22 protein-coding genes are annotated in these 23,436 nt (G+C 41.2%); 9 read left to right on the top strand and 13 right to left on the bottom strand.

Annotated elements, in window-relative coordinates:
- The first annotated feature begins 3 nt into the window (after positions 1–3).
- From H6G75_RS17335 to H6G75_RS17325, 3 genes are all read left to right on the top strand, one after another.
- Positions 4–768 carry a PilN domain-containing protein gene (locus H6G75_RS17335; protein ID WP_190981256.1) on the top strand — a complete coding sequence of 255 codons (765 nt, stop codon included), beginning with the start codon at positions 4–6 and terminating at the stop codon, positions 766–768.
- Entirely contained in the window at positions 765–1,532 is a 768-nt protein-coding gene (locus tag H6G75_RS17330) for a GspMb/PilO family protein (protein WP_190981255.1), read from the top strand. The genes H6G75_RS17335 and H6G75_RS17330 overlap by 4 nt, the downstream gene beginning before the upstream one ends.
- 68 nt (positions 1,533–1,600) lie before the next feature.
- A complete protein-coding gene (locus H6G75_RS17325) occupies positions 1,601–3,985 on the top strand; it encodes an AMIN domain-containing protein (protein ID WP_190981254.1) in 2,385 nt (794 codons plus the stop codon).
- A 97-nt stretch (positions 3,986–4,082) separates the two neighbouring features.
- Here H6G75_RS17325 and H6G75_RS17320 read toward each other — a convergent pair whose 3' ends face one another.
- A complete protein-coding gene (locus H6G75_RS17320; RefSeq protein ID WP_190981253.1) occupies positions 4,083–4,574 on the bottom strand; it encodes a hypothetical protein in 492 nt (163 codons plus the stop codon).
- 248 nt (positions 4,575–4,822) lie between these two features.
- Positions 4,823–5,146, bottom strand: coding sequence for a hypothetical protein (locus H6G75_RS17315; protein ID WP_190981252.1), 324 nt, complete (start codon positions 5,144–5,146; stop codon positions 4,823–4,825).
- Between the two features lie 69 nt (positions 5,147–5,215).
- Between H6G75_RS17315 and H6G75_RS17310 the strand changes: the two genes are divergently transcribed.
- The 4 genes from H6G75_RS17310 (at position 5,216) to H6G75_RS17295 (ending at position 13,983) form a co-directional block, all read left to right on the top strand.
- Positions 5,216–6,943: an NFACT family protein gene (locus tag H6G75_RS17310; protein WP_190981251.1), complete on the top strand. Its 1,728-nt coding sequence runs from the start codon at positions 5,216–5,218 to the stop codon at positions 6,941–6,943.
- A 467-nt stretch (positions 6,944–7,410) separates the two neighbouring features.
- A complete protein-coding gene (gene treZ / locus H6G75_RS17305) occupies positions 7,411–9,234 on the top strand; it encodes a malto-oligosyltrehalose trehalohydrolase (protein ID WP_190981250.1) in 1,824 nt (607 codons plus the stop codon).
- 324 nt (positions 9,235–9,558) lie between these two features.
- Positions 9,559–12,324 (top strand): malto-oligosyltrehalose synthase, encoded by a 2,766-nt coding sequence (gene treY, locus H6G75_RS17300; RefSeq protein WP_190981299.1) that lies wholly within the window; start codon positions 9,559–9,561, stop codon positions 12,322–12,324.
- A gap of 144 nt (positions 12,325–12,468) precedes the next feature.
- Complete coding sequence (locus tag H6G75_RS17295; protein ID WP_190981249.1) at positions 12,469–13,983, top strand: trehalase family glycosidase; 1,515 nt, start codon at positions 12,469–12,471, stop codon at positions 13,981–13,983.
- 242 nt (positions 13,984–14,225) lie between these two features.
- Here H6G75_RS17295 and H6G75_RS17290 read toward each other — a convergent pair whose 3' ends face one another.
- Entirely contained in the window at positions 14,226–14,504 is a 279-nt protein-coding gene (locus H6G75_RS17290; protein WP_190592465.1) for a hypothetical protein, read from the bottom strand.
- A gap of 33 nt (positions 14,505–14,537) precedes the next feature.
- Positions 14,538–15,008 carry a VOC family protein gene (locus H6G75_RS17285; protein WP_190981248.1) on the bottom strand — a complete coding sequence of 157 codons (471 nt, stop codon included), beginning with the start codon at positions 15,006–15,008 and terminating at the stop codon, positions 14,538–14,540.
- An 83-nt stretch (positions 15,009–15,091) separates the two neighbouring features.
- Here H6G75_RS17285 and H6G75_RS17280 point away from each other — a divergent pair, with 83 nt between their 5' ends.
- Positions 15,092–15,562, top strand: a complete 471-nt coding sequence (locus H6G75_RS17280; protein ID WP_190981247.1) for a DUF4385 domain-containing protein — start codon at positions 15,092–15,094, stop codon at positions 15,560–15,562.
- Between the two features lie 71 nt (positions 15,563–15,633).
- Here H6G75_RS17280 and H6G75_RS17275 read toward each other — a convergent pair whose 3' ends face one another.
- Both H6G75_RS17275 and petJ read right to left on the bottom strand, forming a co-directional pair.
- Entirely contained in the window at positions 15,634–16,653 is a 1,020-nt protein-coding gene (locus tag H6G75_RS17275; RefSeq protein ID WP_190981298.1) for an aldo/keto reductase, read from the bottom strand.
- Between the two features lie 158 nt (positions 16,654–16,811).
- Positions 16,812–17,138, bottom strand: coding sequence for a cytochrome c6 PetJ (petJ, locus tag H6G75_RS17270; protein WP_242051564.1), 327 nt, complete (start codon positions 17,136–17,138; stop codon positions 16,812–16,814).
- A gap of 274 nt (positions 17,139–17,412) precedes the next feature.
- On the opposite strand from petJ, the gene H6G75_RS17265 reads away from it, so the two are divergent.
- Positions 17,413–18,195 carry a histidine kinase gene (locus H6G75_RS17265; protein WP_190981245.1) on the top strand — a complete coding sequence of 261 codons (783 nt, stop codon included), beginning with the start codon at positions 17,413–17,415 and terminating at the stop codon, positions 18,193–18,195.
- 93 nt (positions 18,196–18,288) lie between these two features.
- On the opposite strand, the gene H6G75_RS17260 is transcribed toward H6G75_RS17265, so the two are convergent.
- The 7 genes from H6G75_RS17260 to H6G75_RS17230 all read right to left on the bottom strand — a co-directional run bounded on the left by H6G75_RS17260 (position 18,289) and on the right by H6G75_RS17230 (position 23,428).
- Entirely contained in the window at positions 18,289–18,825 is a 537-nt protein-coding gene (locus H6G75_RS17260; RefSeq protein WP_190981244.1) for a Uma2 family endonuclease, read from the bottom strand.
- A gap of 222 nt (positions 18,826–19,047) precedes the next feature.
- Positions 19,048–19,233 carry a YqaE/Pmp3 family membrane protein gene (locus H6G75_RS17255; protein WP_190981243.1) on the bottom strand — a complete coding sequence of 62 codons (186 nt, stop codon included), beginning with the start codon at positions 19,231–19,233 and terminating at the stop codon, positions 19,048–19,050.
- 120 nt (positions 19,234–19,353) lie between these two features.
- Entirely contained in the window at positions 19,354–19,761 is a 408-nt protein-coding gene (locus H6G75_RS17250; RefSeq protein ID WP_062287899.1) for a phage holin family protein, read from the bottom strand.
- Between the two features lie 187 nt (positions 19,762–19,948).
- Entirely contained in the window at positions 19,949–20,413 is a 465-nt protein-coding gene (locus H6G75_RS17245; RefSeq protein WP_190981242.1) for an SRPBCC family protein, read from the bottom strand.
- 105 nt (positions 20,414–20,518) lie between these two features.
- The gene (locus tag H6G75_RS17240; protein WP_062287893.1) at positions 20,519–20,710 is read right to left on the bottom strand and encodes a CPXCG motif-containing cysteine-rich protein; all 192 of its coding nucleotides are present in this window, start codon (positions 20,708–20,710) and stop codon (positions 20,519–20,521) included.
- 11 nt (positions 20,711–20,721) lie between these two features.
- Positions 20,722–22,368, bottom strand: a complete 1,647-nt coding sequence (locus H6G75_RS17235) for a radical SAM protein (protein WP_190981241.1) — start codon at positions 22,366–22,368, stop codon at positions 20,722–20,724.
- A gap of 181 nt (positions 22,369–22,549) precedes the next feature.
- A complete protein-coding gene (locus H6G75_RS17230; protein ID WP_190981240.1) occupies positions 22,550–23,428 on the bottom strand; it encodes a hypothetical protein in 879 nt (292 codons plus the stop codon).
- Positions 23,429–23,436 lie beyond the last annotated feature (8 nt).

The raw sequence follows: 23,436 nt of genomic DNA, 5'->3' as shown, positions 1-23,436 counted from the left end.
AGAATGTACAGTTTAGATGTTAACTTTCTCAAAGACCGACCGATTTACCAAAACAAGAGTGACAAAAAAGCCGGTAAAAAGCTTTCGGTGGGCGATCCGAAACCAATTTTCTTAGGGGTTGGTTTGGGTTTATGTTTACCGATTTTTGCTGGGGCTGGTTGGTGGATACTGCAAGGGAAGAACGGTGAACTAGAGCAGAACATAGCACAGTTACAGCAAGAAGTCACTAGATTAGATACAGAAATAGGAAATATTAACAAAATCAAGGAAGAAACAAATGCTGTTAAAGGGGAAACTCAAAGTTTAGTCACTGTATTTGACCAAATTCGACCTTGGTCAGCGATGTTACAAGATTTGCGCGATCGCATTCCAGCTACAGTACAAATAGAAAACGTCAAACAAATTCCACCTACTCCAGCCGCAGAAGGTCAGCCACCCGCAAACCCGGCTGGTGGTATCGAAATCACCGGAGTCGCGCGGACTTTTAACGATGTCAACGATTTCTTATTGAGTCTGCAACAGTCTCAATTTTTGAAAGCTTCCGACAGCAGAATTACCACTGCCAACTTAGTAGATGCACCATTACCACCAACTGCGAGTACATCTAAAGTTCCCATCAAACCGCCACAAATAGTTAAATATACAATCCAATCGAGTTTAAGCGATGTTCCTGCTTCCGATTTAGTTCGGGAGTTGGAACAAAAAGGCACGGTAGGATTAGTAGCTCGAATTCGCACTATGCAACAAACAGGAGTCATCCCAAAATGACGCTGAGTGAAGATTTGAATTTTGCAGATCAGGGTGAGGAATTTGACTCAGGAGCATCGCCCTACCCCGTCCTATTTGGTATTGCCTTCACTCCCCAAATTATTGGAGGTATAGCGGGGGTAGTAGGTCTTGCTGGAGCCTTATTTATAGTGCTGAACTTTGTTATGCCAGCATGGGATACCTATCAGCAACAGCAAGCCAAAAGTGGAGAATTACAAGGGCAAATTGACCAGAAAAAAGCTACTCTCAAACAAATTGACCAAGTAAAAAAAGATTTAGCTGATGCCAAACAACAGCAAATTCAGGTTTTAGGTTTGTTTGCTAATGAAAAAACTTTAGATACTCTGCTCTTAGATTTAAATCGGTTGATTGAGTCTGGCAATGCTCAAGTTCCTCCCAATGCTGTCAAAGCTAAACTCCAGAAGTTTGCCCCTGCTACTACTAAAGCCGAACCAATTATAGATGGTTCATTAGGTGTAGCAGTAAATAACAAACTTAAACGCATAAGTATTAATGTTGAATTTGTTGGTACTTATGAACAAACCCAATCAATTTTGCGGAATATAGAGCGTTTGCAGCCTTTGTTAATCGTTAGAGATTATCAGTCAGTACTAGCTCCAGTACAAGCTACATCCCAAACAGGTAAAGCCATACGTCAGGTAGGGCCGCCACCTTTAACTACATCTTTCCAATTACAGGCTTTGATGCCACTTACACCAGAAGACTTAGCCGCACTTGCTCCGAAAGAGCCTCCTAAAAAGTAATAGCAGTGCTAAAGTGCTTTTTCTCAAAAATTGTTGCTTAAAAATGTTTATAAAGTGAGGAATGAACTGTGAAACAGCTTCACGGTAATAGCTTAATATTGGGTGCTGCTGCTTTAACATTTTTGGCAGCTCAACCAGGATGGGCGCAGGTAACTCAAGTTAATGATGTTAAGTTAAATGCTGTTGATGGTGGCATTAACGTAGTTTTAAAAACATCTTCAACTTCTCGCCCCCAGGTTTTTACAACCAAAAGGGGTAAAACTTTAGTTTCTGATGTAATTAACGCTCAACTACGATTGGCAGGTGGTAATAACTTCCGTCAAGATAAACCTGCATCAGGAATTGCCTCTGTCGAAGTTGTGCAGCTAGATGCTAATAGCATTCGAGTCATCGTCACTGGTGATAACGATGCACCTAGTGGTCAACCAGTAGTACGCAAAGATGACAGAATCACCCTTGGCTTTACACCATCCACAGGTACAGTAGCGGCAACACCTACAACACCAACAGTACCTGCAACAAATGTGTCTGTGCCAGTGCAACCAAGCCAAAGGCCAGATGTTCTGGTTCCTAACCCAGAAATTAGTATTGATGGCAGACCAGCCCAAGCGGCTGGGCCTGGTCAACCTGTCAGCCAAGCACCGCCGTTCTTGCCCAGAGCCGTTGCGCCACCGGTCGGAGACATCGCTATTTCTGCTACAGATGCTTCTCCGAGTGTGATTGATTTAGGAACCCAAGAACGTGTGCCACGGCTGGTGTTGCGAGATGCACCAGTGCGCGAAGTATTATCACTTTTGGCCCGTGCAGCTAATTTGAATTTGGCTTATATCAGTGGTGATGCTGCTGGAGGTCAGCAAGGTGCTGCTCCTAATGCTGCTGGCTCTCAAACAATTTCTTTGGACATAGAGAACGAGCCTGTGCAAGATGTGTTTAACTATGTCTTGCGTTTAAGTGGGTTAGAAGCGAATCGAAATGGTCGTACAGTTTTTGTAGGAGCGAAATTACCTAATTCAACCCGTGATGTGATTGTACGTAGTTTGCGGCTGAATCAGGTCAATGTCGGAGTTGCTTTGAACTTTTTAGTAGGGATGGGGGCTGAAAGTGCTGTCACCAGAGAACGGCAAGTAACCAATGTGACTGCTGTGCCTGTGGGTAGTAGTGCGGCTCCAGTAACTCAAAGTCAGACAACCACTGAAACAAGAATTGAACGTCTCACGCTTGCTGATTCTCAATATACAACACCTTTGCTACGAGGTTTACAAGCATTAGGTGATGAGCGGACAAATTCCATAACATTGATTGGCCCTGCCAAACAAATTAATATAGCAATTTCTCAACTAACTCAACTTGATGTTCGCCGTCGTCAAGTAGTAGTCAATGTCAAAATTATTGATGTTAACCTTTTAAACACCCATAACACTAACACTAGTTTCTCTTTTGGGGTTGGCAATAATTACTTTACTAATGATGGTGGTGCAGCAGTTCTAAATTTTGGTGGTTCTAGACCAGCTACTAGTGCTGAAGTAGCAAATAACGTGACTGGTACTCCCGTTACTAGTAACCCACTTCAAGGAGGAAATATTTTCCTTAACCAAAATAACCCAAATACAGGAACTCCCAGTGCTGGTGTAAGTACAAATCCATTACAACCGGGACTGACAGCATTTACACAAGGAACTCCTGGAACAGTTACTGCTGTCCCCACTGCATTTGATCCTGTTACTGGCGAACCAACTCGATACACTAGCCAAGTCACTGGTCAGACACCAGATACCTACACATACGGACTACCTTCTTTATATCAATTCCCTAAACGTTTCTTGGCTAGTTTGCAAGCTCAGGTGACAAGTGGCAATGCCAAAATTTTGACCGACCCGACATTGATTGTGCAAGAAGGTCAGACTGCCAATGTTAACCTGACTCAAGAAGTAGTAGGAAACATTAGAAATGAAATAACTCGTGGTAGTGATACTGCTGTACAAACTGTTACTGCTGAAAAAACAAGTGTGGGTTTAACATTAGCTGTCAAAGTTGACCGAATTGATGATAATGGTTTTGTTTCATTATCTGTAGCCCCTATTGTTAAAGCTCCTCAATCTTCCGCAGAAATTAATGTTGGTGGTAATAGTCAAAGTATATTCTTAGTTTCTGAACGATCGCTCAATTCTGGCTTGATTCGTTTACGTGATGGTCAGACTTTAATTCTCTCAGGGATTATTCAAGACCAAGACCGGGTAACTGTTTCTAAAATACCCATTTTAGGAGATTTACCACTGATTGGTTCATTGTTTAGAAGAACAAACAAAAATAATCAGCGTAATGAGGTAATTGTATTACTTACACCTCAAGTTATGGATGATTCGGAAAATTCTTCTTACGGGTACAATTACACACCTAGCCCAGAGGTGCGGAGTGTGCTTGAGCGTCGTGGATTTGGTGCGCCTAAGCGGTAAATTGTAGTAGGTGATAGGTTGTAGGTGACAGGTTACAGCACCAAGAACCCTGACTTCTTGAAGAATTCGGGGTTCTTGTTGTTCACGGCATAAGTTTTTAAGCTGCGACAGAGATTTTCTCTTGTTCACGAGCATCGACTACTAAGACTAAGCATAAAGCTGCGATCGCTTTTTGCCATTCTTTTCTAACTGCTGCATTTTCTACACCGTCAAACAACCCTATCAGGCGAGGAACTGAAGCTTCTAAAGCTAGACGTGGTACTGGACGGTGTAATTCAACTAAGTGAGTTAAACTTTCTTGATTGTTCACAAAACCAATTACCCACGCAGTTGCATGATCTGGACTTTCGGGAACACGTTTAACACCCAACTCATTTTTTAACCAGTTATAAAAAGGTGGTAATTCTTGGGCTAAAACTGCTCCGGCTGTGGGTAATGTTTCTTTGAGTAATTTAATATCTAAACTTGCTAATTCTTGTTGCAATTCCGGCAAATTTAGTACTTCATTCAGTGATTTTAACAGGATAGATTCTAGTTGTGTTTGGGAAAAGTTTAGGTGTTGGGTGAATGTTGTAAGTAGCAAACTCATACTTTAATCCTCTAGAAATCACTAGTTAACTTTTGCTACCTTTTAGCAACAAAATTATGCTCAAAATATAGACAAACTTTAGGGAAAATTTTAGTATCTCTAGAAAGATGGCATTGTATTTAAAGTTATAAATTCTGGTGAAAGTATTCATCAGAAAAAATATCCCCGACTTTTTAAAAAAGTCGGGGATATAAATTTGGTAATTCTTTTGTTTGTCTGCAATAATATCCAGGTAGATGAGGTTGTGATTAATTTGACGGTAGAGCTTTTTTACCTGGTAAAGATTGAGGGTTTTCTAGAGTTGGTTGCTGAATTACGGGTGTTTTTGCTGGAGTAATTTTGAGGATGTTTTCGGGAGCAGAAATGCTATTTGTTGATAAAAATTCTATTTCTCGTTCAAATTTGTCCCTTCCCTCACGGAAAAATTCTGCCTCTCGCGGATGGTAAATGCCGTTAGCTACAGTTTCAGGAGTTTGTTGAGCATTAACTGGAGTGATTAATGACAATACGCCTGTAGTGACGACTGTAGCTATGAGAAGGCGGGAGGATGTGGAAGATTTTATCTTTTTCATAGTATGCCAATCAGAGCTAGACAAGATAGCATATACTGAGCATCGACGTTTGAACGCCAATGATTTGTTGTGCAACCAGTTGACTTTACCACCCTGACTTCTGCTTGTAGCGAACTACGCGCTTACTGGCTGCCATCGCGTTTAGAACAAGTTTATCAGCGCGATCGCTACACTATTTCTATCGCATTACGCACCCTGAAACAACGGGGTTGGCTGGAAATTTCTTGGCATCCCCAAGCTGCACGGATTTGCATCGGTGATCCGCCGCCGCGATCGCCTGATACTTTTACTTTTAGCCAGCAACTAGTACATCAATTGGGTGGCTTGGCTTTAATTGCGATTGAAGCGATCGCACCTTGGGAGAGGGCGATTGATTTACAATTTGCCCGTCGTCCGGGAGAATCTGCCCTATATCACTTGTATGTGGAAATTATGGGCAAATACAGTAATGCGATTTTGACTGATGCCAATAATTTCATCATTACGGCTGCCCATCAAGTTAGTGAGCAGCAATCGAGTGTCCGACCAATTCAAACTGGACAGCTTTACGAATTTCCCCCCAAACTTACAGGCCCGGTTCCCAATTTGGGCGAATCTCAAGCACGTTGGCAAGAAAGGGTGAGTTTAGTTCCCGGTGCAATTAAGCGTCAACTCATCAAAAGTTATAGCGGGTTAAGTGCATCACTGGTAGATTCTCTGCTGTTAGCTGCGAGTATTGCACCAGACACAACTACTGATCAACTAAGTTCTGACGATTGGCAAAAACTCTTTGAATGTTGGCAAGAATGGCTACAAGCTTTAAATGTTGGTAAATTCCAACCAGCTTGGACAGCAACTGGTTACACCGTGATGGGTTGGGGTGCGGTTGCGCCAGTCAAAGATACCCAAGCCTTGCTGAATAAGTATTACACCGACCAACTCAACCAACAGGTATTTGCTCAATTGCGCCATCAACTAAGTCAGAAGTTACAAAATATTCTGACGAAGTTAAAAATCAAAGCCCAAGCCTTTACCACCCGTTTGCAGCAATCAGATCAAGCGGATGATTATCGCCAAAAAGCAGATTTGTTGATGGCTAACTTGCAAAATTGGCAACCGGGAATGCAAGAAATCACCCTACCTGATTTTGAAACAGGTGAACCAGTAGCGATCGCACTTCAGCCAGATAAAAACGGTGTGCAGAATGCTCAAAATTTTTACAAGCAGCACCAAAAACTCAAACGCGCTCGTTTAGCAGTGGAACCGTTATTGTTAGAAGTACAATCAGAGATTGATTATTTAGAACAAGTAGAAGCTGCGATCGCGCAAATTGAAAACTACGAAACAGCCGAAGATTTGCAAGCTTTAGAAGAAATCCGTGATGAGCTAATTGGACAAAAATATTTAGAAGATCCACAATACCGCGATCGTAACACTAACGAAACTGCTATCGCCAACTTCCGTCGTTATCGCACTCCTAACGGTTGGGAAATCTTAATTGGTCGCAATAATCGCCAAAATGACCAATTAACTTTTCGGGTGGCGGGAGATTATGACTTGTGGTTCCACGCCCAAGAAATTCCCGGAAGCCATATTCTCATGCGTTTAGAAGCGGGCGCTGTCCCCGACACAGATGATCTGCAATATGCAGCCAACCTCGCCGCCTACTACAGCCGCGCTCGTCAAAGCGACCAAGTACCAGTAGTCTATACTCAGCCCAAGTACGTCTACAAACCCAAAGGAGCCAAACCAGGAATTGCTATTTATAAACAAGAACGCATTCTCTGGGGAAAACCGCAGTTAGTCAATAGTCATTGAATGAGGCAGGAGGCAGAAGGCAGAAGTTATCAATTGCTATTCTTCTCCCTTGTCTCCCTTGTCCCCCTTGTCCCCTAAATCCCCTCTACCTTCCGGGTTAGTTGAAATATTCTCAAAGATGGAAGCCCATCTGAACGGGCTTTATCTTTTTTTAGTGAATTTTTAAGAAAAAACTGTGTTGGCTGTTACAATATTGTTAAGAAAAGTTGCCCGTTGCATTTTGGGAACGCGCAATCGGGTTTTAACTCTATTGAGAAGACAACGCGAAAAACATTTAATAGACCAGCTGTGGGAGGCTGGTCTTTTTATTTCCAAATGCTTACTACCAAATATATCTTTTGGCACTGGTGGAATAACTGAGAAAAATACCATGATGCTATCTGGCAGATAACTGAAAAATGTTGACTTGATGACATTTACAGTTGTCAAACACTTATCCAGAACATCATTTAAGCGGAGGATGCTGTGTGAAAATTGGCGCTCACTACTTAGGTAACGGCGAGTGTGAGTTTACTGTTTGGTCTCCCACATTAAACAGTGTTGAGATAGAGATTTTAACGCCAGAACCGCAGTTAATTCCGCTAAAACCGCAAGCAGAAGGATACTGGCAAGTAAAAATCAATGATGTGTATCCAGGTACACTGTATCGATATAAATTAAATGAGCAAGAAGCTTTTGCTGACCCAGCTTCGCAGTTTCAACCCCAAGGAGTTCACGGTGCTTCTCAAGTTGTAGATCATCATTTTGATTGGACAGATACAACCTGGACGGGTATTCCCTTAGAATCGATGATTTTTTATGAACTTCATGTCGGGACATTCACCCCAGAAGGAACCTTTGCTGCAATTATTCCCCGTTTACCAGAACTGCGGGAGTTAGGAATTAACGCGATTGAAATTATGCCCATTGCCCAATTTCCGGGCGATGATCATATTCAGCCTGATTTGGCATATCGTAACTGGGGATATGATGGCGTTTACCTGTATGCGGTACAAAATTCCTACGGTAGTCCAGCCGATTTCAAACGGTTTGTGAATGCTTGTCACGAAAATGGCATTGCTGTAGTGCTGGATGTGGTTTATAACCACTTTGGCCCAGAAGGTAATTATATGGGTCAATTTGCGCCCTATTTTACTAAAACTTATAAGACACCTTGGGGCAACGCGATGAATTTCGATGATTCTTATAGCCAAGGTGTGCGAAATTATTTTATTCAAAATGCGCTGTATTGGTTGGGAGACTTTCATATAGATGCTTTGCGGCTGGATGCAATTCAAGCAATTTATGATTTGGGTGCAAAGCATGTTTTATGGGAATTGGCGGAAGTTGTGCATAACTTTTGCCAAGGGGGGACATGGAAACGTTATTTAATTGCAGAAAGTGACTTGAATAACCCGCAAATTGTACGTCCGCCAGAATTGGGAGGATATGGAATTGATGCACAGTGGAGTGATGATTTCCACCACGCATTGCATACATTGTTAACAGGCGATCGCCAAGGGTATTATCAAGATTTCGGTAAGTGTGCCGATTTAGCTAAAGCTTACCAAGATACTTTTGTCTATGATTGGCGATATGCACCCCACCGTAAGCGTTTTCATGGGATATCTTGCCGCGATCGCCCATTATCTCAGTTTTCAGTTTGTATTCAAAATCACGATCAAATTGGTAATCAAATGAAGGGGGAACGCTTATCTGAGCGAATTTCCTTTGCAGGTTTGAAATTAGCGGCTGGTGCTGTATTGTTATCACCTTACTTACCGTTACTATTCATGGGTGAAGAATATGGCGAAACTGCACCCTTCATCTATTTTGTCAGTCACTCTGACCCTGAGTTGATTCAAGCTGTGCGTGCTGGACGTAAGCAAGAGTTTGAGGCGTTCCACTATGCGGAAGATCCACCAGATCCCGAATCTGCACAGACATTTCTGCGGTGTAAACTTAACTGGGAATTGCGTCACCAAGGAAAACACAAGGTTTTATGGAATTGGTATCGTCAGTTAATTCATTTACGCCAAACTCATCCTGCGTTATTGAATTATGACCGCGACAGTATTGCAGCAACTAGTGATGAAGAGAAAAAATTAGTTGTTGTCCGGCGTTGGTGCGAGTCGGGTGAGGTGGTATTTGCGATGAATTTTAATTCGTCATCGGTGGCGGTGAGTTTACCAATTCAGCAAAGTGCGCGGAAGTTATTAGACTCAGGTTATCAAGCGCCTGACAAACTTTCTGTGGGGGAGGAGGTTGTGTTGGCGGCTATGAGTTTAGTTTTGTATAGCAATCCTATCTGAGTTGTGAAAAACATAGATATGGAAACGAACCGCCAAGAACGCCAAGGACGCAAAGGGAAGAAAGAAGAAAAAGACAGGACTTACGCACAAGCTACGGAAAATCGTAGACGCGCAAGCGGCTTCCCGCAGGGTACCACAGAGGCGCAGAGTTCACGGAGAAATGAGAGTTTGAGAGATATTTTGCGTAAGTCCTAAAAGATATAGAAATTTTACAAATGATTTAGGACTACTATAACGCAGAGTTACGTGAAGTCAACGCGGAGGGGCGCAGAGTGTTTTCCCCTGAACCTCTTTTTCAACCTATTTATATCAAGTAAAAATATGATGCGAATCCCAAAAGTAACTTATAGAATTCAGTTTACACCCCAGTTTGGCTTTGAGGATGCTAGAGCGATCGCATCTTATTTATCAGATTTAGGCATTTCTGATTTGTATGCTTCGCCAATTTTTAAGGCGAGAACTGGGAGTACACATGGTTATGATGTGGTGGATGCTGCACAGTTAAATCCGCAATTGGGAACTACGGACGATTTTGCAGCTTTAGTGGCAGAATTACAAGCTTTGGGGATGGGTTGGCTACAAGATATTGTGCCGAATCACATGGCTTATAGTAGCGAAAATCCCTACTTAATGGATGTGTTAGAACATGGTGTAGATTCGAGTTATACCGATTATTTTGATGTTTGTTGGAACTCGCCTTTTGCTAATAGCCAAGAGCGCATTCTTGCACCACTATTAGGAGATTTTTATGGTGAAGCTTTAGAAAAGGGAGATATTCAAATTCAATATGAGCAGAATGGTTTAACTGTTAACTATTACAGCTTAAAATTACCATTGCGGTTAGAGTCTTATAGCAAATTTCTGACTTACAATCTTGGTAAACTCACCCGCACACTGGGGAGAAATCATCCTGAATTTATTAAACTTTTAGGCGTTCTCTACGTTCTCAAAAGTGTACCTTCGGAAGTTACTGGTAAACAGCGTCAAGACCAAATTGCTTTTATCAAAGGTTTGATTTGGGAACTCTACAGCACTAATGGTGATATCCGGGAATTCATTGACGAAAACCTAAAAAGTTTTAATGGTGAACCTGGTAATTCGGAAAGTTTTAACTTACTCGATGACTTACTCAACGACCAGTTTTATCGTCTCGCCTTCTGGAAAGTTGGCGCAGAGGAAATGAACTATCGCCGTTTCTTTACTGTTAATGAACTCATCTCAGTGAAAGTTGAAGAAATGCGCGTGTTTAACAACACTCATAGTTTGATTCATAAGCTGGTAGAGGACGGTGTATTTACTGGCTTAAGAATTGATCATATTGATGGACTATATAACCCAACGCAGTATTTAGAAAGACTGCGCGAAAAAATGGGTGATGTTTATATTACAGTGGAAAAGATTTTAGAACTTACAGAAGGTTTACCAAATAATTGGCAGATTCAAGGTACTTCGGGATATGACTTTTTGAATTATGTCAATGGTGTATTTTGTCAAGCACAAAATCAAGCTGTATTTAATAAAATTTACCATTCATTTATCGGTGCAAGGGTCAATTATCCATCACTGGTTAAAGAGAAAAAGCATCTCATATTAGAAAAGAATTTAGCGGGTGATGTGGATAATTTAGCTAGTTTGCTGAAGAATATTGCCAGCAAATATCGCTATGGCAATGATTTTACATTGAATGGTTTGAAACGAGCGATCGCAGAACTTCTGACATTATTCCCCATCTACCGTACTTATATTACTCCCGATGCAATTTCCGACACAGATAAAGCCTGCATTCAACAAGTAATTAACACAGCGAGAAAACAAGTACCTCTGTTGCAACATGAAATGAACTTTTTAGAAAAAGTCTTGCTGTTGCAGTTTGATGAATCTCTCAGCCAAACAGAAAAAGAACAGTGGATTTATTTTGTTTTGCGAATGCAGCAATATACTGGGCCACTCATGGCTAAAGGTGTAGAAGATACTACTTTATATGTTTACAACCGTCTAATTTCACTGAATGAAGTCGGCGGAAACCCCAGCCATTTTGGAATTAATATTGAGCAATTTCATAACTTTAACCACCAGCACCAAGCAAACTGGCCGCATACCATGAACGCCACCGCCACCCATGATACCAAGCGCGGCGAAGATGTGAGAGCGAGGTTAAATGTGTTGTCAGAAATTCCTCAAGAATGGGAACAACAAGTAAATCATTGGAGTGAACTTAATCAATCACATCGTAGCTTAGTCGATCGCAACGATGAATACTTCCTCTATCAAACCCTAGTTGGCGCATTTCCCTTTGCAGAACATGAACAAGCCTCCTTCGTGGAACGAGTGCAAGAATACATGATTAAAGCCATCCGGGAAGCGAAAGTTCACACCGCATGGTTACGCCCCGATAACGAATACGAAGCAGCTTGTACAACCTTTGTACAGAAAATACTAGACCCCAACTTATCACGGGAATTTTTAGATAAGTTCCGTCCCTTTCAAGAAAAAATTGCCGAATATGGCATATTTAATTCTCTTTCTCAAACCCTTCTTAAAATTACTGCACCTGGAGTTCCCGACTTCTACCAAGGAACAGAACTGTGGGATTTCAGCTTAGTTGATCCCGATAACCGCCGTCCCGTAGATTTTGAATTGCGACGTAGTTATTTGAGTACCATCCAAGCACAAATCAAAACAGATATTCTCGACTGCATTCCCGAACTACTAACTCAGAAAACCGACGGTAGAATCAAACTGTTTTTAACACTGCAAGCACTCAAAGCCAGAACAAAATATCTCTCCTTATTCCAAAACGGCGAATACCAACCACTAGAAGTCCACGGAACTCACGCCAACCATATCATCGCCTTTGCCCGCCAACACGGCAAGCAAACCGCGATCGCCATTGTCCCCCGCTTCCTCACCAGCCTCACCCCACCCGGACAACCCCCACTAGGCGAGTCAGTATGGCAAGATACACACCTAAAACTCCCCGCCAAAACTTGGCAAAACCTCCTCACCCACCAAACCCTACAACCTGGAGACACTCTCCCCATCTCCCAAACCCTCTCCCACTTCCCCGTAGCCTTACTAATTACTGAGTGATTAATAAAACAGTGGCGGGCAAGATGCCCACCCCACAAGAGGTTAAAGCAATCTCTAAATATACAAATAAAATCCCTCTTAATTCCTCTCCGCGCCTCTGGTTACTGAGCGAAGTCGAAGTATGCGTCTCTGCGTGAAATAAATATGACTATACAACTCACCACACAAACACAAGTCCGCACCTACATCAAACAAACCTGGAAAACCCTCACCCGTTCCCATCAACACTTACTAGAATCAGCCCAAGACACCAAACTAGAACACCAAGCCAATACCCCGTGGTTAATTTACATATCTCCCCAAGAAGACTGTAATACAGTCAAGTCTGTGTTAGAGCGATCGCTATCTGCAACCGAAATGCAGCAAATCGAAATTCGCACCTTACCCAACGAAGTTGCAGATATTCAAGAACACGGCTTGTTATATCTCCCCGGCGCTTATGTCGTTCCTGGTGGACGTTTTAACGAGATGTATGGCTGGGACAGTTATTTTATTTTGCTGGGCTTACTGCGGGATGAAGAATGGGAATTAGCTCAAAGTCAAGTTGATCAATTACTTTATCAAGTCCAGCATTACGGCACTATCCTTAATGCCAACCGTACCTATATGCTGACGCGATCGCAACCCCCTGTCCTCAGTTTGATGGTGCTGGCGTTGTTTCAACATACCCAAGACATAGCATGGTTAAAATCAACCTTGCCCTTATTAGAACAGTTTTATTACTACTGGGTAGTACCGCCACATCTCAATCCCGCCACAGGTTTATCCCGATATTTTGCTTTAGGAGAAGGGCCAGCCCCCGAAGTTTTGTTTTCGGAACGGGATGAAGCCGGACGCAGCCACTACGAACGTGTCAAGGAGTATTATCAAAAATTTGAGATTGATGATTATGATGTGAATTTGTATTATGACCGCGAAAAAGACGAACTCACAGACTTATTTTACAAAGGCGATCGCTCTATGCGTGAGTCTGGATTTGATATTTCCAACCGCTTTGGCCCCTTCAGTGTTGATATTATCCACTATGCGCCTGTTTGTTTAAATTGTTTGCTGTATCAAATAGAGCAAGACTTAGCGCAAATTCACGAGATTTTAGGTAATCCAGACCTGCGAAAACAATGGAGCGATCGCGCCAGTCTTCGCCGTGAGCGTATCAATCAATACTTGTGGGATGAAGAAACAGGACTGTACCTAGACTATAATTTTCATAGTGGCGATCGTCGTCATTATGAATTTGCTACCACCTTTTATCCTCTCTGGACAGGACTTGCTTCACCCACACAAGCCGCAAGAATTGTGCAGAATTTGCCAATATTCGCCGCGCCAGGGGGAATTTTTACCAGTTCTCATGTCACCGGAAATCAATGGGACGCACCTTTTGGCTGGTCTCCCCTCACATTAATTGCTGTCCTGGGACTGCGCCGCTATGGATATCATACGGAAAGCCAAGATATTGCTGATAAATTCCTCGCTATGGCGATGAAAGAATTTACTAGATTTGGTTTCTTCGTCGAAAAATATGACGTTGAGCGTTGTTCTGCTCAAGTTTCTGATGAAATTTGTTTTGGTTACAGTTCCAATGAAATAGGTTTCGGTTGGACTAATGGCGTAATTTTAGAACTTCTAGCTTTGGGTTATGGGGAGAGTGTAAGGGTGTAAGGGACTTGCATGAAAATAAAGTACCAGTAAACCGAGTTTCGACTTCGCTCAACTCCCAAGGGTCGAGGGTTGAGCGAAGCGATGCACTGAGCTTGTCGAAGTGTCGAAACCCGTCTAGTTGCAACCCTATTAACCCGCAGATCCCTAAATGAACAAAAACCCTTACTAAACCCTTTGAGAATCATGGGTTTCAAGTGGTGTGGAAAAATACTTCCCTGTTCCCTGTTCCCTTGTCAACCTCATCAAGATGATGGTGGAATCAAGCTGGCGGTTTTAGCGACACTATCCCAAACTATCCAAGCGCAGGACTTATCTACATCATCGGCATTATTGGTCACTTTAAAATAGATTTTATCTCCGCCTTTGGGTTCAATGGCAAAATCAGCATTTTGAGCATAAACAACTTTGAAACCTCTATCACGCAAGCAATACATCGCCCAAGCTTTGAGTGATTGCTTGTATGGTTCGTGGGGAATTGGTGGTTTTGTGAGTGCTGCTTCGATGACTTGAAATATCTGCATTGTTAAATGAAAAGGAATTATTGAAATACTGAATTAGTAATTAGCACTCGGTACTTTTGGTTCAGGTTGAGGATCGCAACGAATTTCAATCATAAATCCATCAGGATCATAAAAGTACACACCTTTACCTGTAGGACGAGAAACAGGCCCATGTGCGATCGCTACTTTATTCTCCTCTAAAACTGCTAGTGCCGTCTCAAATAATCGCGGATCAATATCAAACGCCAGATGATAGGCTCTTGTAAAACTCTGTTCTGGGTCTGGATGGGGTGGATTGAGATCAGGTGTCCAAAATAAATCTAAAATTACACCATCGGGAGTAACAAAGTTGGCAACTTTCCCTTCAGCGACAAGTTCCACTAAAGTTGCGGGGACTTGCTTACCCGTCAATTCATGTAAGCCTAAAATCTTACCGTAAAAGTGACGGGAAGCTTGCATATCTTTGACATTGAGAGCAATGTGATGCACTTTCCGCAAATGTCCAGGCGCAAGGATACTTTTCATACGACAGCTAGATAAGAGGGCAGAATAAATTTCCTTACTAGGGTAGAAGTTGAACTCTTAAACAGAGTTTACTTTAAATTATTATGGATTTTGATTATTCTTTAGACTTCCAAAAAATTGATTTTCGCCAACACCCTGAATTATACCGCGTTGGTAAAGGCGAACAGGGTGTACTTTTGGTTGAACCTTATAAATCTGAAATTCTCCCTTATTGGCGGTTCAAAACACCTGAAATTGCTAGACAGTCCAGTGAAAAAATCTATGAGATGTTTCTACATTATCTCGAACAAGACGATTTTGTGGGAGCAGATATGGCGCGGAAGTTTATTCAAATGGGTTATACTCGTTCTCGCCGTTATGCTAATCATAAAAGCGGCAGAAAATACAAAAAAACTTCCGGCGGCGGAAGTTCAAACAAAGAAGTATTACCATTAGAAGTAGACCCAGTAAAAGCAGAATCAGCCGCTATTTTTAAAGCTAAATGGCTAGAGGCGAAGACAAATACCAAATATCTTCAGCTTTTAGCTAGGCATAAACAAATGTATGAAATCTGAAGTCTGAAATAAAATAACTAGTATATTCAGCTTTTCAGATATCGCCTTGACGTATCATTCAGAATTACCAATTATCTGCGGTATTCATCGCCACAATCGCCAATAATTCTATATAAATCGCGGGATTTTTGCGAAATTTGATCAATGCGATCGCAATCTTCCTGATCTAAACTAAAACCAAATACTTTAGCGTTATTTTCGATATGTTCCGATACACCCAGCCTTGCGCCAACAATCACACCTCCTACGGCTGGTTTATCTAAAATATAACGTACAGCAACATTCGCAATACTGACACCATATTTATCAGCAATTTCTTTCAGTGTCACTAGCAATTCTTGAAATAATTGCCAACCACCCCAAGCATCAATCATATTTTTGTATTTGCGTAAGCTGGCTGTACCTAAATCAAAGTTTCGGGGTTCCGACTGACCTAAATATTTCTCTGATAAGAAACCACCACAAACTGTCCCGTAAGTTAACAGTTTAATGTTATGTTCATGACAAAATTCCACCATTGCCACTTCTGGACGGCGGTCAACTAAAGAAAACTGCACTTGATTAGAAACAATTTTAATTCCTGCATTGACGATAATTTGCAGGTGTTTTGTATCAAAGTTTGTCAAAGCTAAATGTTTTATTTTGCCCTCAGTTTGCAATTCTGCCATAAACTTCAGAGCATCTAAATAATTTTTATCATTATATTCCCACCAGTGAAATTGAATTAAATCTAAAGATTCAACCTGCATTCTCCGCAAGGAAATATTAATATTTTCCTCAACTACTTTTTTCGTAATTTTCCGAGGACGAGGAACCCATTTTGTGAAAGCTTGTAAGTTGGCTAAAGCTTCTTTCCCTCTAGTCGCAATTAGTTGCTGGCGAAATTCTCCAATAAAATCTTCAGCCGGGCCATAATGGTCGGCTAAATCCCAAGTAGTAAAACCTGCATCCATATATTGAAACATAGCTTGTATTGCCGCTTGTGGTTGAATATGTCCATGTGCGCCAGATACTTGCCACATTCCATTTAATATCCGACAAATGTTTAAATCAGGAGTTAGTTGCAAACGACTTTCTGTAGGTAGTAGCACCATATAAGTAGAGCGACGTAAATATTTGTAGTTGAGAAAAGGCAGGAGGCAGGAGGCAGAAGGCAGAAGGCAGAAGGAAAGAGGGTTTTAGTTTAAGTAACTTTTATGGATATATTTATGTTTTTCCCACCGACTTACTTAATTGAATTGATAATTATCTAACGCCAATCTTTGGCTGCTTGTTCTAGAACATAAACCGCAACGTCGTGAATCTCTTGTTCACTCAGGCGGTCTTTGTAAGCAGACATATTACTTTTGCCATTGGTGACAATAGATGTAATTGCCTCTATGGAATCCATATTATATTTCTTGAGTGCCTGCTTTTTTAAATTTTTTCCGCGTCTGATAATGTTACTGCCGTTAATATGACACCCAGCACAATGCACGCTAAATATTTGTGCGCCGTCAGCTGTGTCACTCGCATTTGCTGGCAAGGTAAAAGTGGTAGTAAATAACAAGAGAATTAAACATAAGATTTGCAGCATTTTGAGCAAGTTAGTTCTCATCACTTTAATTTGTGCTTTGGCGGTAATCATTGCTTGAGAGTAACTGTAATTTCAAAGTTTATCTTCTCATAATTATGTGCATAGTGATACCCGACATTTGCTATATCAATAAAACTACGGATACATAATGATAATTTATCATTTTCTATCTAAAGGAAGTGCCTATTCCCAATAGAATACGTCAGAATTTAGATGTCAGAGATGACTAAACTAAATAAATTTATCCAAATTAGCTAAATAACACGAGTTGAAAATGGTTAAAAATATCAAAGAACAAATTCAAACTGACTTGAGACAAGCTAAAGAAACTGGTCAGTTACGGACTGAAAGAGTAAGAGAAATTGTCAAATCAGCAGTTTCGCAAGTAGCGTCTGAGTTGAAAGAAGGTTCAACTGAATTACGGGGACTGGTTAAAGATGCGGTTGCAGCTGTGATTGAAACTCTGCAAGAAAGAGGAACTGAAATCAAGGAAGAGGTAACAGCTTCTATAGAAGGTGCGTTGGAAGGTGTGAACCACAAAAGACACGAAACTATTATTCAAACTCAGTCAGAACTGCAAAGGTTACAGGCGCAATTAGATAGTGAAGAAGAAAAACTTCAGCAAGACGTAGATGTAATATTAGCCGAGATTGAGGAAACAGGTAAACAAAATACGGCTGATACCAAAAATGTGATTGACTCGGCTGTGAATGCTGTCAAAAATAGTGATGAAGTGTCGTTACTAAGAAAACGTTACGCTCAGTTGCAAGCACAATTAGCCATTGTCCGCGCAAATTTAGCCGCACGTTATGGCGGACGTTCCGACGAAATTCAAAATTATCTCAATGATGCCAGAAGTTGGTATGACCAAGCTCGTCCCCAAGCGGAAGTTTTAGCGACACAGGTATCACAGAAGCGATCGCAGTTAGAAGATAAACTAGGCGAAGCTGGTACAGCCATCGCTAAAAAAGAACTCCAACTCAAACAAACCTTACGCGAATTACTCCTTGCAACTGCTGATTTGTTTAAAGACAAAGAACCCGCAGATAAAAACTAGATACCAACATCAAAATCATAAGAACCCCGACTTCTTGAAGAAGTCGGGGTTCTGAGTAAGTACGATTTAGTTAACAACGTACTCATACAACAGCTATTTTCCCCTAGTCATCGCCATAACAGCATTAACTGTAATTTCTGGGAGAATACCCAAACTTGGGAGGAAATCTCCTCCTGCAAAAATTATCGGTAAGTCATCTCCTTGCCAAACCCATATTTGCTGACGAGCCAGGTCAATTAACCAAGCAAGTTGTGTTCCATTACTAAGACAGTGGAGAATCTTATTTTGTAAGTCTAAAGTGCTTTGGTCTGGTGAGCGAATTTCAATTAACCAATCTGGCGCTCCATTAAATGGGCCATCTGCATCACTCAGGCGATCGCAAGCAATAATCGCAATATCTGGCACTGGTGAGTAAGGCGGTACAATACAACGTAGCTCCTGCACAGCTTCAAATTTATCGGTGCGATCGTTAATATAATTTACTAGGTTACGTTGTAGCCTGGAATAAAATAAGGTTGGCATTGTTTTTTGAACAACTCGCCCATCAATTAGTTCCAATGCAGGAGAAGCTTCTATTTGAGGTTGGGAAAGAAACTCTGCAAGCGAAATCTTAGTACTTGACTGGAGCATATCTTTTGACAAACCTTTACTATGCTTGCTTGCATAGCATCTAATTATATGTCTTATTTAATATGCAATCAACATTATATTAGCTTAAGTAAGTGGAGCTATCTAAATATTAAGAAAAACATAATAAAAAGGGTAGATTTCCATAGTCTACCCTTAATTGATTGTCCTTATTGAGAGAGGTTTGTTCGATAGAAAGATGTAAATCCTCTTGCCTAACTAAATTTAGTAAGTTCCGCTATTAAATGCTTCTTCTCTCTTAGCAACTACCCATAGTGCATGAATGCTGCCAGGAAGCCAACCAAGCAAAGTCAGCAGAATGTTAATTACTAAAGTTGGGCCAACACCAACTGTCAGGAAAACGCCCAAAGGAGGCAATAAAAGAGCCAGTAAAAAGCGTAATAGTTTCATGGGTTTGTTGTTACTGTTTCAAATTGATTAACTCATATTGTCCAGAATTAACTTCATGACAAACTCTGTCTCAGGAATTATGTTAATTCTGCATAGTTTTTGCCGCCGATAATATTGCTACTATTGCTGAGGATTACCTTGAGGTAGTTCACCTGTTTTTGAAGTGTTGCCTGTTAAAGACAGATTTCTTTCAGCAAAATAGTTACCAATGAAGGTGTTAGCTAAAGATAAAACTACTGGGCCGAGAATAAACGCGAGGATTCCATGTGCGCTAAACCCAGGTACTAAAAATGCTGCTAATGTGAAACAAATACCATTTACAACCAACGAGAATGCGCCGAAGGTTAACAAGTTTAATGGTAAAGATAGGGTAGAAAGTACTGGCTTGACAGAACTATTGAGTAAGCCAATAACAACAGCAGCAATTAACGCTGAAGGAAAGTTAGCAATATTAACACCAGGCACAACTAAGTCAACAATTAGTAAGCTGAGTGCGGTAGCTAGAGTTATAAGAAATGTTCCCAACATTTTTTTACCTAAAAAGTCAGTGATAGTTTGTTTGAATGTCTTGCTACTATCATTAACAATCTAGGAAAATTCAACCTCTCTTATAAGATAGATTCTGCTTCTACCAGTTGACCGATTTTGAGAGAAATTCCATAAATTAGGATAAAACTTACTATAGCTTCTAGGATCTAGCCTCTAATCTCTATTTTTACCACCAATTATTACCTTTGCCCTCGCATTCACGCTTCGTTACATAATGGCGGTAGCGAAACATTGCTTCTAGTTGACTTTGTACTAGCCAACCACTAATAAATTCAACTGTATCTCCCCCTGGCATAGAGTAGGAAATTGCGTCTGTTAACTTGGTTTTACCATCTTCGGAGAGAAATTCATGGCGATGTATCCAAGTTTCAAAGGGGCCAGATATTTGTTCATCGACAAATAGGTGATATGGTTCGCATTGGGTGTGACGCGCTAACCAAGTTAAAGGTACTAATCCCAGAAACAAACGAAACTCTGTAATAGCACCTATTTGCAGTCCTCCCTCTCGCCGGACTACTTGGACTGGTTGCCAAGGTGGAGTTAGCATTTGCAGGATATCTGGTCTTTCGTGAAATTGCCAAACTACTTCTATTGGCGCATTAATTACAGATGAATGGTTGAAGTGCAGCATGAACAGCAAAACCTAAAACTCATACCAAGAAAAAATGATGGTGACAGATGGTAGTGATTCACCCAAGGGATACACAGCGATTCTAAATCTAAAATCCAAAATATATCAGCCTTCGTCGTATTCGGTATCGATTTCGATATCTAAGGTGTCTTCATCAACCCGGATATACAAAATATTGGGGTTACAGCAAACTTGACAATCTTCAACATAAGATTGTTGTCCCCCCGCACTCAAGTCAATAAAGGTTAAGTTTGGTTCGCCGCAAAAGGCGCAGTAATACTCAGCAGTGGTTTGCATTCAAATTTTGACTACGAATTTAACGGTTGTAGTTCTTTAGAGGATGAACGGAAATGACTTGTCGCCTCATCCAAGTGCTTTAGTAGTGTAGACTGCGGTAGCGGCCCTTGCAAGTGGCTCCAAGGTAAGACTTGGGATGTTGACCAGTTAGTATGGACGTAAAAATCTAAGTCGGGGATTTGTCCTTTAAGTTGCTTGAAGGCGCGTTTATAACTACCCAATGAGTCGCCAAAGCCGCGGGTGAGTTCGAGAAGTTGGGATAATCTGCGATCGCCCCGCGATAACAAAGCCTGTATGATAGACCAGTTATAACTTTCTGGGCGAAAATCTATCCCCTGCGGTTTGAGTTGTTTTTGTAAAAGCTGCAACCGCTTCTCTGCTTGACGATTTACCCCAAACCATTGAAATGGTGTATGAGATTTCGGGACAAAGGTACTACAGCCAAAGCTTAACCTTAATCCAGGCGCAGCTTTTTTCATACTCCGCATCATCGCCACAGTTGCGTCTAAATCTTCCGCCTCTTCCCCAGGAATACCCACCATCCCATAGAGTTTCAAGCTTGAGAGTCCGCCAGCTTTGGCGTTTATCGCCGCTTGGATGATTTCATCATTTTGCAGCTTTTTGTTGATGATTTGCCGCAGTTGATCAGAACCACTTTCTACAGCTATGGTAAGCGATCGCGTATCTCGTTTTGCCAAAGTTTCCGCCAACTGCACCGTTACTGTGTTAGTTCTGACTGAAGCAATACTCAGCCGCACATCATCATATTTTGGCTGACTAATATAATTTAACAACTCCTCAAACTCTGGATGTTGAGTAACAGAAGCACCCAATAATCCCAGGCGATTTGTAACTTTTAAACCTCGTTCAATCGCGGGAATTAATGAACCTTCTAAACTAGCAGTTCTAAATGGCAAAGTCAGATAACTTGCCAAACAAAAGCGGCACATTTCCGGACAACTTCTTACTACCTCCACCATGTAAATATTTTCCCAAGCAGCTTTTTCAGTTACCACCGTTGAAGCTGAGAGAATATTTCCACGATAAGTTTGCTTCTGCACAATTGCCGGAACATCTGCATCAATTGGCTGAATTGACTTTACCTCACCATCAGACGTTTGATATTCCACCTCATACAAACTCGGAATATAAATTCCTGGTACTTGTGCCAATCTTTTTAGCTGAATTTGTCTAGGAGCGTGTCTAACTTCTTTATAAGCTTCAATAAAATTAACCAGCAGATTTTCCCCATCTCCTAACAAGATGATATCAAAAAAATCAGCGAAAGGTTCAGGATTAGCCGTGAGAACTGGGCCACCACCAAAAATTACCGGATGAGCATCATTTCGTAACTTTGCCCGAATCGGAATATCTAAAGATTCCAGTAAATTTAAAATATTCACATAATCTAATTCCCAAGAAATCGAAAAACCAATAATTTCCGGCTGTCTTGGAAGTTGTTCATGAATATCAGTAAATAGACGACTCACCTGCACATCATCGCGCATTGCCAAAGTTGCCCAAACTATCTGATAGCCAAGGCTAGTAATACCCACACTGTACTCATTAGGAAAAGCAAAAATTAAAGGTATCGCATCAGTATCAGGAGTAGTAGGAGTAAATAAAAGTCGTTCAGCAGCAAATACAGATGATGTCATGCAATTTTAGATTTTAGATTGTTCCCAATTTTTATATCAAAAAAAAGAAAAAAGACTCTGCATACCTTTGTCTTTAAAAGTTTGCTCAACGGGGGGAACCCCCGCACGCAACTTTTCGCTGCGTTTACCTCCACGAGTCTCTGCGGTTAAAAGTAAATTTACAAGCCTTATCTAGTATAACCTAACAAAACCTAGCAATTAATTCTTCCCGCGATAATTGCAACAGCAAAGGAGTAAATTCTTCTGGAGATAAAGCTAATAAAGGTTCAATAATTGCTTGCAATTGATTATCTAATTCACCAAAGCGAACCTTCAGCAAATTCTCCACAACTAAGCGTTCACCTTGCTGAATTCCTCGTTGTGTAGCCTGTTCTCTATCTTGTTGATAAAGTGGTGTTAACCGCATAACTAACTCCCTATCTTCTTGGTCTTGATTTTGCGTAAATTGTAAATTTTGTTGCAAGTTGTACAGTAATTCTAATGCTGCTTTTCGGAAAGGATTATCAGGAGAAAGTGCTTCTAGTTCATCAATTGCTTGTTTCTGTACATTCCCTCTGCCAATAATTCTCAACCACAAAGTTTCGGGAATGATAGGTAACTGATGAATTGCGACTATGGCTGTACGTAAGTATTCTGCCATGAAGTAAACACCGGGCAGAAAACCAGCTTTGGGGTTAGCACCAAATCCTGATAGAAGTGATGCTGATGCTGTCGGCGTAAGAATCCATAATTTTGGTAAATCAGATTCTTGAATGCGGGTGTTGTTTCGATTTGCTTGCCGTTGTAAATCGCCACGTACCTCTAATAATTTTAAAAGACAATCACAGATTTCTGTAGCCGCCGCAGGATTCCGAAAGGGTTCAAATAAAGCTGAGGTAGTAGCGAATTTTCCCAATAAACCAAGGGTTTCTGAGATGTTACCAGGTTGTCGGGGAATGAAATAAACGTCTATTTCTCTAACTTCGCCTGCAACTCGTCGTGCTGCTTGAACTTCGCCATAAGGGGTGAGTAATTCTTCTAGATAATCTTTAGCGAATTGGTCGTGAATGAATCTGGTCATTATTATTT

It is taken from the genome of Nostoc sp. FACHB-280, assembly GCF_014697615.1.
Classification (GTDB): Bacteria; Cyanobacteriota; Cyanobacteriia; order Cyanobacteriales; family Nostocaceae; genus Nostoc_B.
Note: the sequence above shows the minus strand (reverse complement) of the source record. Positions and strands in the feature narration are given on the sequence as shown.